At 64.2% G+C, this 12,936-nt stretch carries 10 protein-coding genes and 1 pseudogene; 6 read left to right on the top strand and 5 right to left on the bottom strand.

Features of this window, described 5'->3' with window-relative positions; all coding sequences use genetic code 11:
- The first annotated feature begins 111 nt into the window (after positions 1-111).
- Positions 112-864 carry a FadR/GntR family transcriptional regulator gene (locus CUJ89_RS22350; protein WP_114179609.1) on the top strand — a complete coding sequence of 251 codons (753 nt, stop codon included), beginning with the start codon at positions 112-114 and terminating at the stop codon, positions 862-864.
- Positions 865-1,086: 222 nt separating this feature from the next.
- Here CUJ89_RS22350 and CUJ89_RS22345 read toward each other — a convergent pair whose 3' ends face one another.
- On the bottom strand, positions 1,087-2,217 hold the full coding sequence (locus CUJ89_RS22345) for a porin (protein WP_114181507.1): 1,131 nt from the start codon (positions 2,215-2,217) through the stop codon (positions 1,087-1,089).
- A gap of 117 nt (positions 2,218-2,334) precedes the next feature.
- A complete protein-coding gene (locus CUJ89_RS22340; RefSeq protein WP_114179608.1) occupies positions 2,335-3,507 on the bottom strand; it encodes a branched-chain amino acid ABC transporter substrate-binding protein in 1,173 nt (390 codons plus the stop codon).
- A 400-nt stretch (positions 3,508-3,907) separates the two neighbouring features.
- On the opposite strand from CUJ89_RS22340, the pseudogene CUJ89_RS22335 reads away from it, so the two are divergent.
- Positions 3,908-4,184 (top strand): annotated as a pseudogene (locus CUJ89_RS22335) (transposase); the annotation flags it as partial.
- Between the two features lie 163 nt (positions 4,185-4,347).
- Here the strand turns inward: CUJ89_RS22335 and CUJ89_RS22330 are convergent.
- A complete protein-coding gene (locus tag CUJ89_RS22330; protein WP_114179607.1) occupies positions 4,348-5,442 on the bottom strand; it encodes a potassium channel family protein in 1,095 nt (364 codons plus the stop codon).
- An 83-nt stretch (positions 5,443-5,525) separates the two neighbouring features.
- Positions 5,526-6,860 (bottom strand): NAD(P)/FAD-dependent oxidoreductase, encoded by a 1,335-nt coding sequence (locus CUJ89_RS22325; protein WP_114179606.1) that lies wholly within the window; start codon positions 6,858-6,860, stop codon positions 5,526-5,528.
- A gap of 224 nt (positions 6,861-7,084) precedes the next feature.
- On the opposite strand from CUJ89_RS22325, the gene CUJ89_RS22320 reads away from it, so the two are divergent.
- From CUJ89_RS22320 to CUJ89_RS22305, 4 genes are all read left to right on the top strand, one after another.
- Complete coding sequence (locus CUJ89_RS22320; protein ID WP_006485970.1) at positions 7,085-7,939, top strand: helix-turn-helix domain-containing protein; 855 nt, start codon at positions 7,085-7,087, stop codon at positions 7,937-7,939.
- Between the two features lie 124 nt (positions 7,940-8,063).
- Positions 8,064-9,731, top strand: coding sequence for an ATP-dependent helicase (locus CUJ89_RS22315; RefSeq protein WP_114179605.1), 1,668 nt, complete (start codon positions 8,064-8,066; stop codon positions 9,729-9,731).
- Between the two features lie 558 nt (positions 9,732-10,289).
- On the top strand, positions 10,290-10,766 hold the full coding sequence (locus tag CUJ89_RS22310; RefSeq protein ID WP_152036654.1) for a hypothetical protein: 477 nt from the start codon (positions 10,290-10,292) through the stop codon (positions 10,764-10,766).
- A 21-nt stretch (positions 10,767-10,787) separates the two neighbouring features.
- The gene (locus CUJ89_RS22305; RefSeq protein ID WP_114181506.1) at positions 10,788-11,231 is read left to right on the top strand and encodes a hypothetical protein; all 444 of its coding nucleotides are present in this window, start codon (positions 10,788-10,790) and stop codon (positions 11,229-11,231) included.
- Positions 11,232-11,319: 88 nt separating this feature from the next.
- Here the strand turns inward: CUJ89_RS22305 and CUJ89_RS22300 are convergent, their stop codons facing one another.
- Positions 11,320-12,879, bottom strand: a complete 1,560-nt coding sequence (locus CUJ89_RS22300) for a methyl-accepting chemotaxis protein (RefSeq protein WP_114179603.1) — start codon at positions 12,877-12,879, stop codon at positions 11,320-11,322.
- Between the last annotated feature and the right edge of the window lie 57 nt (positions 12,880-12,936).

The raw sequence follows: 12,936 nt of genomic DNA, 5'->3' as shown, positions 1-12,936 counted from the left end.
AAGTCATAATATGTCATACGGCGCAGGTCACACAAGGACAACCGGGCGCCGGCGCGGTATGCCTGCATCCGTCAATTGCAGAGCCTTCCTATCCTGTGTGGAGCACACGGAATGTCTCTGGACGCTGAAACTCTCCTAAAGAATGCCGCCAGCTCTGGCCGGCGCCGCAGCCTGACTGAACTCGTCATTCAGGCGCTGAACGACAAGATCGACCGCGGGGAATACCCTCGCGGCTCCAAATTGCCGACCGAGCCCGAACTTTGTTCCGAATTCGGCGTCAGCCGGACCGTCATTCGCGAAGCAGTCGCGTCGCTCAAGCTTGGTCGCCGCCTGATCGCCCGCCACGGCGTTGGCGTGTTCGTTGCCGATGAAACCGATCAGGCATCGGAGCTGAATTTCATCGATTCGACCACGCTGAATAACTCCATGCATGTGCTCGAGCTGCGGACCGGGGTCGAAACGGAAGGCGCTGCTTATGCGGCCCGCCGGCGATCGGAGCCGCACCTGAAGGCGCTCAAGGAAGTCTATGCACGGATGGAGATCGTCGCGATCGACAACGACGCCGAATGCGCTCGCGCGGACTTCGAATTCCACCTGGCGGTCGCAACGTGCTCGGAGAACCCCCATTTCGTGTCGATCTTGCGGTCGCTGGGCCAGGAAATCATCGGCGATCTGCGATTGAAGCACGCGAAAGCGAATCTGAAAGAGCGCAAGACGTACATTAAGCGCATTCAAAGAGAACACGGCGACATCCTCGAAGCCATCGAGAACCAGGATGAGAGCGGCGCCCGCCGCGCGATGCGACGCCATCTCAACGAAAGCCTCGAGCGCTACCATCATTTGACGAGCGCACGCTCGGAGTAAGCCAGAGACTCGCGGGCCCTCATTCGGTACGGACGAGGTATAGACACGCGCGAGAACGACCACCATGAGCGGATGCATCACGCGGGCGCCGATCGTCCGCGGCATCCAATGCACGGATGTCGGGATACTTTCCCTGAAGTCGGCATAAAGAAAAAGCGGCTCCCGGACCACTCGCCCGGGAGCCGTTCATGTCGTCCGGAGGACGTCGTTGGAAGCGCGGTGTCAGAACCGGTGACGCAGCCCCACCGTCACGATCGCTTGAGAACGCTTGCCGGCATCGATGTCCATCGACCCGATCACGGCCTGTGCCGCGCCGGCGCCATTCTCGCCCGTCGCATGCCCGTATGACGCAACCGTATAGACGTCCGTGCGCTTGCTCAGGTTGTAGTCGGCCCCGATGCTGAACTGGTGGTATTTCGCCGACGAATCGCCCAACGACCGCAGGTAGTTGTAGCCGACTTCGGTCAACAGCGCCGGCGTGACCTGCCAGACCCCATAGACCGAGCCGTTGTGGTATTTCTCGGAACGCCTGAACGCCGATGACGCATCCGGGTTGTATTGCGAGTAACTGTAATAACCGCCTAGCGTGAATGCGCCAAGCGTATACCGGCCGGCCGCACGCGCGATGTTGACGGAGCGCGCGGAAGCATACGCTGCGTTGACACTGCTGTTGAACAGCGAGTCCGCCGAGGTCTTCGCCCGTTGCGCCACCGAGCCGTTGCCATTGTCGACGTGCAGGAAGCCTGCAGCCACCGCAAGCGGACCGTTGGTATACGCGGCCGCACCGCTGTATGTCTGGCCAGAGCCGACCGCACCTGCGACGCCCCCGAACGAATACATCGCGGCGAACTGCAAGCCGGACCAGTTCGGGCTCGACCACTTGATGGCGTTGTTCACGCGAACGCTGTTGTCGGCGTTGTCGATATCGCCTGGCGACGAAAAGAACCCGCCGAGGTAGTTGTCGCCCTGCACTGGCTGCACGAGATCGATGAGCGGATCGTACTGGCGGCCGAGCGTCACAGCACCCCAACCGCTGGAAAGCCCGACGTAGGCCTGTCGACCGAACATGCGCCCGCCTTGACCGAGGCTGCCCGATGTCGAACTGAATCCGTTCTCGATCTGGAAAATCGCCTTCAGGCCGCCGCCAAGGTCTTCGCTGCCCTTCAGCCCCCAGCGCGATCCCGATTCTGTTCCGCTTGCCATCATCAGTTGCGTCGATTTCCCACCGCTGTTATGGACGTACATCAACCCCGTATCGACGATGCCGTACAGCGTGACCGTGCTTTGCGCGTACGCATGCGAGGCGAGCACGCCTGCGGAAATCGCCGCCAGTCTTAAATATGGATTCCTCATTTTTTCTTCCAAACCCCTGTTTCGTTTGTATTGCGGCCAATTGCTCGCGTGTGAGAATCGGCGTCAGCGCGCGTCGGACCGTCGCATCGAAGTGCTACCCTTACTGAAACGATTCTGTCAGTTTTTGATCGGTTCGACCTTGTCGCCGGTCGCAATGGCTTGCGGCACCCACTTTCCGCCGATCACCTTGTAGAACGTCGCAGCGGGATCCTTCATGTCACCGTTCGGCATGAACGCGATGTTTCCGGACACGCCTTCGAACGACACCGATTTGATGAGCGGCGCATAGACCTTGGGATCGGTCGAATTCGCCTTCTGCATCGCATTAATCAGCACCCAGGTCGCGTCATACGCGGACGGCGAATAGGCAACGACACCCTCGTTGTACTTGGCCTTCATTTTCTGGTCGAATGCCTTGCCTGCCTTGAGCTTGGTCAGCGGCACACCGTAGTCCCAGGACATGGCACCTTCGGCACTCTCGCCCGCCACTTTCAGGAACGTGTCGTTTTCGAAGCTGCCACCACCTAACATCGTCGCCCGGATGCCCAACTGGCGCATCTGCTTCATCACCATGCCGGCCTGCTGGTCCAGCCCCGCCCAGAAGACCACGTCCGGATTGAACGACTTAATCCGGGTCAGCTGCGCGCGGAAATCCACCGCCTTATCGGTCGTGAATTCGCGGTCAACGACATTGCCGCCCGCAGCCTTCACGCCCTTGACGAACTCGTCGGCCATGCCCTGGCCGAACGCGGTGCGATCGTCCATTACCGCAATGCTTTTGCCCTTGAGTGCCCCAACGGCCGAATGGCCGGCAAGCTGTCCCATCTGGGCGTCCGAATTCGTCACGCGAAACACGGTATTGAAGCCTTGCGACGTCAGTGTCGGATTGGTCGCCGTCGGCGAGACCATCGGAATTCCGGCGTTGTAGTAGATCCGCGAGGCAGGCACGCTGGTGCCCGAGTTGAAATGCCCGACGATGCCGGCGACCTTGGAGTCCACCAGTTTCTGCGCGACTTGCGACCCCATCCGCGGGTCACCTTGGTCATCCTCCGCATCCAGGACAAAGCGCACAGGCTGACCGCCGATCACGAGCTTTTTCGCATTCGCGTCATCGATCGCCAGCTCAACGCCTCGCTTCAGGTCGACCCCGTAATGTGCCGAGGCTCCGGTCAGTGGTGCGGCGAATCCGATCGTGACATCTGCAGCACTGGCCAGTTGGCTAAACATCAGCCCGGTTGCAGCCAACGACGCCGCCATCGCAATGTGCTTTATGGAAAACGAAATCTTCATTTGACACCTCTATGAGTTTGACGAGGCCAACGCCGCCACATCGACACACTTGATCAGACAAATGCTCATCGACGCGTCGCATACAGGCCGGACGGAGACGGTTCCGCCATTCCGCGACGCCAAGTTGGCGTGGATTGGCGAGCCCAAAATCAAGCCGCGCCGGGCAGCTCAGACGCCAAGGTATTAGGTGAGACGTCATATGTCAACAACTCAAAATATCACCCATGGTAAGGGTTTCCCTCAGGGGAGATTGCTAGGGAGGTGGGCGGAATTCGAGACATTCGCGCGGTAGGCGACCGCCTGAACCGCGAGCATTCCACAGTAATGCCGTCAATGAACGACCGAGGGCGGTCGAAAAAAAGAAGCCAACGTTTCGTAAAATCGAGAAACGGAGGCATGCATGAATCGAATTCCAAGAGCGGTCTATACGAAGGAGCTTCGTGGACGAAGCGGTCAAGCTGGCGTTGACTGAAGATGTTGGGGTGTCGGAAGCGTCGCGGCGGCTGTCGATCCCAATCAAGACGCTGGCAAACCGGGTGCGCGCGGCGAGGGCCGGCAAGCTGAAAGATGTCGGTCGGCACGAGAAGCCACTGACGGAAATGGAGGCCGAGCTGGCGCAGGTCAAACGCGAACTGGCCGAGGTCAAAATGGAATTCGATCTCCTCTCGAATTCCAGGAAAGAGCCAAGTACCCGTGAACGAGGAAGACAGGCAGGTCAGAGGATCGACAAGGGTTGATGTTGCTCCCGGATACCTACGCGACGAACAAAATAAGACGACTCATCCGATACTCACGCACACAACACATTGAGTAATTTAATTTTTTAAAAACAAAACACCCTCAAACATCCGGATCCGGAATCCGCGCCGACTGGATCACGACCAGCGTATCGCCCGCCTCGATCCTGCACGGCGGGTCCTCATAAAACGACTGGATCTTCCCGCACCGGTCGAGCCCGACCACGATCGCGCCGGGCACGACGTTCGTCATGCAGCCGATCTCGTGCGGTAATGCCTCGCGCTCGATCAGCGTCGCGCGGCCGCGCGTCGACAGCATGTCGTTCACGAACGGCACGATATAGCGGCTATGCACCGCATCCGCGAGCAGCAGCGCGCCGATCTTCGTCGACGACACGATCACGTCCGCGCCGGCCTGCCGCAGTTGCCGCTGGTACAGGTTCTCCTGGATCCGCACGACGATCTTCGTTTCGGGCGCGATGCTGCGCACCGACAGCGTCAGCAGGATCGCGGTCGGATCGTCGGTCACCGAGATGATCACGGCCTTCGCCGCGCGCACCTGCGCCTGCTGCAGCAGATCCTCGTGCGCGGGATCGCCGAGCAGCCCCGTCACGCCGAGCGACGTCGCGGCCTCGAGCGCCTGCTGCTGCGAATCGATCACGATGATCGTCGCGGGATCGACGCCGCTCTCGAGCAGCTCGCGCACGGCGATCGACCCCGACAGGCCATAACCGCACACGACGATGTGATCGGACAATTGCTTTTGCAGGCGTTTCATGCGGAATTCCTCGACGACGCGCTGGATCACGAACTGATACGCCGTGCCCAGGAAAATGAACCAGATGACGATGCGGATCGGCACGATGAAGAACGCATCGAGCAGGCGCGCCCGCGCGGTGACGGGCACGATGTCGCCGTAGCCGACCGTCGCGACCGTGACCATCGTGAAGTACACGAGATCGGCGACGGTCATCGGCGTGCTCTTGGTCGAATCGCGCAGGCCGTCGCGATCGAGATACAGCACGAGGAACGCGAGCACGCACAGCAGCACGACCGCGCCGAAGCGGAACAGCAGCGTGCGACGCGGCGACGCCGCGGGGCGCGTGAACAGCGTACGCGCACGCGGCGCCTGCCACGGATCGCGGGCACGACGCAGACGGGAGCGCAACGAGCGGCGCTGGGCGGAGGGCGTTGCCAACGGGGAATCTCCTGAAGGATGCGGGCTCGATTCTACGATGGGAAGGCGTCGATCAACCCGACGTCATCGCATCGATTCATCCGTCACAGCATGCTGCGCGGCCGCACCATCGTCCCGTCGACGAAGCGCTGCGCGCGAAACGCCGACAGGTCGAGCGACGGTGCGCCCGTGTCGATCCATTCGGCGAGCAGCCGGCCGACGATCGGCCCCATCGCGAAACCGTGACCGCAGAACCCGGTCGCGATCGCGAGCCCCGACGGCGTGCCCGGCGCATCGATCACCGGAATGCCGTCGGGCAGCACGTCGATCAGGCCAGCCCACGCCTCGACGATCTGCGCGTCCTTCATCGCGGGGAACATCGCCTTGAGCTTCGCGAGCGCGCGCGGCGCATGCGCGCGATTCGGCTGCGGCTGCGGATCGCGCGGTTCGATCGGCCCGGCCGCACCGTTGATGCGCGCGAGCGCATCGCGCCACGCGGCCGAATTCAGGTGCAGCCGGAATTTGTCGCGCTGCGACCAGAATTCCGGCCAGAAGAGACTCAACCCGCGCAGGTGGCCGAGCGTCAGGTCGACGTCGACCTGCATGTCGTCGGCGAGATTGATCGCGCCGCTCTTGCGCTGCCGGATGCCGAGCCCGTGCCCCCAGAGCGTCGACGCAGATACCGGCGGCACCACACTGGTGCGCATGCAGGTGCCGCGCACGGCCTGCTGCGGCAGGCGGATGCCGACGCCGTCGAGCAGCCGGAAACTGGTCGCGCCGGCCGCGCAGATCACGCGCCGCGTGCGGATCGCGCCACGCTCGGTCGCAACGCCGACGACCGCGCCGCCAGCCGTCTCGATCGCCGTCACGCCGCCCCCTTCGAAGAAGCGCGCACCGGCCTCGGCGGCACGCGCGGCGAACGCCGCGGCCACGCGACGCGGCTCGGCCTGCCCGTCGGTCGCGGTATACAGCCCGCCGAGCGTGCGCGCCTGCGGCGAAAGGCCGTTGACGCGCTCGTCGATCTGCGCGCGCGTCAGCATACGCGTGTCGAGCCCGTGCTCGCGCGCGACGGAGAGCCATGCGTTGAACGACGACCAGTCCGTTTCGTTGTCCGCAATATAGAGACAGCCGCCCTGCCGCCATTCGAGATCGAAACCGAGGGTTTCCTCTAACCCTTCCCAGATTCGCATGCCGGCCATCATCAGCGGCACCTCGGCGGCTTCGCGGCCCTGCTGCCGCACGAAGCCCCATGCGCGCGTCGACTGCTGTCCGGCGATGCGCGACTTGTCGAGCACGACGGCCTTCAGGCCGCGCAAACCCAGGTAGTACGCGGCCGCGCAGCCCATGATGCCGGCGCCGGCGATCACGACATCGGCCTCGGCGGGGAACGCCGTTTCGGCGCGGGTCAATGCATCGTGCAGCGGATAGGTTGTCGTCATTGCTTCCTGTTGGTCGTTAATCCATCCGAATACGGGCTGCCGCGGTAACGTCGTGACACACCTTTCACACAAACGCACCGATCGCGACACGGAATGACGACCATTTTGCGGTAAAGTTATCTTTTCCGCGCGTGGCCGGTCGGCTCGCCATTGGACGTCATGAAGACTGTCCGTCGAGACTGCCGCAAGGCGTCGTTCTGAACGTCACGATCCGTTCCCGTAGCATGACCACTGAAGCAATCACCACGGATTCCCTCGCGGTCGCCGAGCGCGTGCGCGAGCTGATGACCCGCAACGGCATCGGCAAGCGCCAGCAGACCACCGAGCTGTGCCGCATCCTCGACCTGAGTTTCTCGCAAGGCCACCGCAAACTGCGCGGCAGCAGTCCCTGGACGCTCGCGCAAATCAAGAAAGTCGCCGAAGCGTACGGCGAACCCGCCGCCCAGCTGTTCGGCGCGCAAACGCTCGACCCCGGCATGGTCGGCGCCTATTCGCAGGAGGCCGTACTGTACGCGGGCGTCGCCGAGATTCCGTGCACCGCATGGATCGGCGCGCCGCTCGAAGCCGGCGCGCGCCCCGAGTTCGTCGCGTACGAACAGAACGGCCGCTGGCGCGTGCTGCGCCATACCGGCGTGCTGTACCAGAACGCGTACGACGTGCACAAGATCGAAATCTATCCGCGCCGCGCGGAGAGCGACAAGCTCGTCGTCGCGGTGATCGACCCCGATCGCGTCAGCGCAACCGAGCTGTGCCGCTATCTCGAACGGCAGGGTTTCGCGACGGCCGCGTTCGACGGCCTCGCGCCGTTCGTCGACGCGCTGCAGGGCCAGGCCTTCGACGCGGTCCTGACCGAATGGCTGTTCGACGACAGCACGGCCGCCACCGCGATCAAGGCCGTGCGCACGTCCGACAACCCGGGTGCGCCGATCTTCGTGCTGACGGGCGACCTGCTCACCGGCCGCGCGAGCGAAGCCGACATCAGCGAAGTGATCCGCGCGTTCGACGTCGTCTGCTACGAAAAGCCCGCGCGCATGGCGATCCTCAGCGCCGATCTCGCGAAACGGCTCGCACGCGGGTAATTTCCGCCGACCCGGCTCGTCTTCCTCAAGGCCAGCGGGCGCGCAATGCCGCGGGCGCGAACAGGTTCCTCAGTACAATAGCCGCACCTGTTCACGCCCACCCCGGCATCCGCCGCCCGACTCCATGGCCCGCCTCATCCCCGACGACTGGAAAAGCCTCGCCGCGACCGGCGCGGCCGAACGCGAGCGCGAGACGCTCGCCGCGCTCGAACACGCGCTGCCGGACAACTACACCGTGTATCACGGCGTGCACTGGACGCGCGCCGATCAAGCCTTCTCGGTATTCGGCGAGGCCGCGTTCGTCGTCGTGAGCCCGGCCGGCCGCGTGCTGCTGATCGAGCAAAAGGCCGGCTTCCTGCGCGAAACACCGAAGGGGCTCGTGAAGGTCTACTTGCAAAAGGAGCGCAATGTCCCGATCCAGCTCGCGCGCACGCAGGAAACGCTGCACCGGCGCCTGACGGCCGCGCTCGGCGCGGGCGTCTACGGCGTCGAGGCGCTGCTGTACTGCCCCGACTACGCGATCCGCCAGGCATCGATCGCGGGCGTCCCGGCCGACCGCATCGTCGACGCGTCGCGCAAGACGCAGCTCGCGCAAGTGATCCTGCAGATCCTGCCCGAGGACGACGAACACTTTCCGAACGCACCGAAGCTCCACCATTTCCTCGCGGACGAACTGGCGCTCACGCCCGACACGAGCGCGCTCGTCGGGCAGGCCGGCACGCTCGTCACGCGGCTGTCGGGCGGGCTCGCCGCGTGGGCGCGCCAGCTCGAATTCGCGCCGTTCCGGCTGCGCGTCACCGGCACCGCCGGCTCGGGCAAGACGCAGCTCGCGGTGCAGGCGATGCGCGATGCCGTCGCGGCCGGCAAGCGCGTGCTCTACGTGTGCTTCAACCGCCCGCTCGCCGACTATATCGCGCGCATCGCGCCGCCCGGCGCGAAGATCGCGAACTACCACCAGTTGTGCGACTGGGTCGCGCGCGACGGCGGCTATACGCCCGACTTCCAGGTGCCCGGCGAATTCGAGCGGCTCGAGGCACGCTTCGCGGAAGCGCCGATCCCGGAGCGCTGGCGCTTCGACGTGCTGGTCGTCGACGAAGGGCAGGATTTCCATGCACCGTGGGCAGCCGCACTGGAACGCCTGCTGGCGCCGGACGGCGCATGGTGGTGGCTGGAAGATCCGCTGCAGAACCTGTACATGCGCGAGCCCGTTGCACTGCCCGGCTGGGTCGCGCTGAAGGCGCTCACGAACTACCGCAGCCCGCGCGACCTGCTCGAATTCGTGCGCGACGTCGTCGGCCGGGTCGAGCCGCTCGCGGCCGAACTGCGCTCGGGCAGCCCGTTCGACGGTTCGGATCCGTCGGTGTCGGCATACGGGGAAGCAGGCGCGTCGGGGGACGCGCTGGCCGACGCCTGCATCGACGCGACCAAGCGCGCGATCACGCACGCGCTGTCGCTCGGCTTCCGCAAGCAGGACATCGCGGTGCTGTCGTATCGCGGCCGCGAAGGCTCGGTGCTCGCGCCGCTCGACCAGCTCGGCCCGCACCGGATCAAGAGCTTCACCGGCAAGTACGACCTGTTCGGCAACCCCGAATATCGCGAAGGCGACGTGCTGCTCGATTCGATCTACCGCTTCAAGGGCCAGTCAGCGCCGTGCGTGATCCTCACCGAGGTCGACTTCGACACGCTCGACGCACGCGCCGCGCGCAAGCTGTTCGTCGGCGCGACGCGCGCGACGATGAAGCTGCTGATCGTCGCGTCGTCACGCGCGGCCGCGCAACTCGCGGCAGGTTAACGGGGCAGCGCGGATCGTCCAACACGGGAACAATCTCCAACGTGATGCTCGTCGACACAATCGGGCACATTTCTTTCCGCCTCGCCCCCTGAACTACCCGCCTTTCGCGCGGCTCCTGCAATACCGGGTGGTTTATCCGCTTCCGGCCTGCCGTTACGATGCCGAGCCATTCCGCATGGCATTCGAAAGGTATCGACCGATGGCTGCAGTGAAAATCGAATTAGGTTTCGGCAGGCAGGCCACCTTGAACAGACTCGTTTCTCCAGGTGCGTTGACGTTGCGGCAGAGACGAGATGCAGACGAGTTCCTGCGGGCCTGGCCGACCGCGGGTGTCGGAAATGAAACCCATAGAGCACTGGACCATATCCGGCGGCTTGGCTTCACGCGTCGTATAGCACGGCTGGCGCGGCCGTCGGCGCTGCTGTTGCGGTACTTCGCGCGGTCATACAAAGCGGAGGGGTTTCCGTTTCGATCGAGCGAACCGCTACGCAATCCGGCGGAAGCGGCGGAACCGGCACGCAGGCCCCCCGAAAGGCCAGGGCGGCCGGACCGTCGTTCATGCCGTTCTCCAATCTGGAAAGCGTCAAACCGGTCAGCATGCCGCCCTCACCTTGCGACGCGACCGCCGCTCGCAGTTGGGCCACGCCGAGCGACGTGAGCGCGGATGAACTCCTCAGCTATCTGCAAGTCGTTGTGGGGCGCTTGAGGTCTGAAAGAGCAGTCACGCAGGCTGGCAACCGCTTCACTTCCACGCTACTCGGCGACGCACCGCCGTTCGAATATTCGGAAGCCTCGCCGAGCGATGACATTTTTGAGGTTGCAAAAACACCGAACACTGGAAAACCTGGAACCTGGTACACGAATCCAGGCAGCGGACAGATGCGTTTGTACGGCGACGGTGGTCGACCAGCAGTCGATATCGATTTCGACCACGATCACGGCCAAGGTATTCCTCACGCACATAACTGGGCGATCGACCCACTTCACGGGAAATTGCGCCGAGGGCCGGGCGTACCAATATCTATTCTTCCTTAAAATATGAGCCGGAATTTCATTATGGAAAACGTGAATCACCAAAACGTCATTGGGTTCGAGAACATGCCGACCTTCCATGATGCCGAACTCGTCATGATCGACCATCGTCCGACCGATCAGGAATTGCGGCTTCGGTTCAGTCGAATCGACGGAGGAATCGGCACCTTTCGCTTCACCGGTGTCATCTCCCAGCGCGTGATCGATTTTGCGGAACAGAACGTTGTGTCACGCCTTCTGATATCCGCTGCGTACCCATTTTCAGCGGCGGAGATATGCCACTGGCTGAAGTGGATGGACAGCCGAGAGGATTTCGAAGCGGCGAGCGTCGATGAGTCCCTGCTCGATCGGTATCTGGCCGATTTCGACGCGGATCGAAAGGCGTTGTTCGTCCTCGAGCCGTCATGCGGCGCGGAAGTCGCTGTACTGTGCGAGGCGATCTGGCTCAGCCTGGACCCCGACGTCTGAACATCCGACGGCGTGACATGGCAGGCGAAACGCTTGGGCGATCACGCCGAGTCGCTTGCCAACCCGCCACCATTCGCGACGCGCCCGCTCAAGCCACCCGGAACGCCCCCACCGCGCGACGCAACCCGTCGGCCTGTTCCTCGAGCGACGCGGCGGCAGCCGCAGCCTGCTCGACGAGCGCCGCGTTCTGCTGCGACACCTGATCCATTTGCGACACCGCGCGGTTCACCTGCTCGATCCCGTCGCGCTGCTCGTTCGATGCGGCCGCGATCTCCGTCATGATGCCCGTCACGCGCCCGATCGCCTGCTGGATGTCCTGCATCGTCGTGCCGGCCACGCCGACGAGCCGCGAGCCGTTCGCGACGCGCTCGACCGATTCGCCGATCAACGTGCGGATTTCCTTCGCCGCGGACGCCGAGCGTTGCGCGAGCGTGCGCACCTCGCCCGCGACCACCGCGAAGCCGCGGCCCTGCTCGCCCGCACGCGCGGCTTCGACCGCCGCATTCAGCGCGAGAATGTTGGTCTGGAACGCGATCCCCTCGATCGTGCCGATGATGTCGGCGACCTTCTGCGAGCTCTGGTCGATCTCGTTCATCGTGCCGATCACCTCGCCGACCACCGTCGCGCCGCGCGTCGCGATCTCGTTCGCGCTATCCGCGCAGGCTTGCGCCTCGAGCGCATGGTCGGCGTTCTGCTTCACGGTCGCCGTCAGCTGCTCCATGCTCGCGGCCGTCTCCTGCAGCGCGGACGCCTGTTCCTCGGTGCGCTGCGACAGGTCGGTGTTGCCGGCCGCGATCTGGTGCGTCGCCGTCGAGATCGCTTCGGAGCCCTGGCTGACCTGGCGCACGGTATCCGCGAGGCTGCGCTGCATGCCCGTCACGCCCTTGACCAGCTCGGCCATCTCGTCGCGCGACGACCAGCGCACTTCCGACGTCAGGTCGCCGTCCGACAGGCGGCGGAAATGCGACAGCAGCCGGTTCACGGGCTGCGTGATCGCGAAGTGCAGGCCGATCGCGCAGCCGAGACACGCGGCCAGGCCGAACGCGATACCCGCGATCGCGCCCGCGCGCATCCAGCCGTAATAGGTCTGCGCGGTGTCGTAGACGTCCTTGCCGCGCGCCGCCTGGTACGTATCGAGCGCATCGGTCGCCTGCGTGAGCGCGACCGACAGCGGCGGCGCGACCGACATCAACAAGCGGTCGGCCTCGTCGCGCCGGCCGTCGCGAATCGCATCGATCAGCGGCTTCAGCGCCTGCCCGATCAGCGCCTGGCGCGCGGCGTCAAGGCGGCTCGCGAGCGGGCCCTCGTCGCCGTCGTGCGGCATCGCCGCGTAGCCGCGCCACGCGGTGTCGGCCTTCGCGAGATAGTTCTCGGCCTTCTTGACGAGATCGGGCACTTCCGGCGCTTCCGGATGCAGCAGCGCGCGGTCGAGCGTCGTGCGCACGATCGTCAGGTTCAGGCTCGCCGCGGCAAGCGCGGTTTTCGCAGCCAGTTGCTGCGTATAGGCCTCGTCGAGCGCGCGGTTCGAGCTCTGCATGCCGGCGAGGCCGATCAGGCCCGACACGACGAGCAGCACGGCGACGAGACCGAGCGTGGAGAAGATCCGCGTACGGATCGAGAAACGGGAAAACAGGGCGTTCAGGTTCATGACGGCACGTGAGCGATAAAAAGTGCCGCGGCAATCGGTCCGCAGCACTCTGGATTA

It is taken from the genome of Burkholderia pyrrocinia (genome assembly GCF_003330765.1).
GTDB lineage: Bacteria > Pseudomonadota > Gammaproteobacteria > Burkholderiales > Burkholderiaceae > Burkholderia > Burkholderia pyrrocinia_B.
This window is presented reverse-complemented; position numbering and strand designations above follow the sequence as displayed.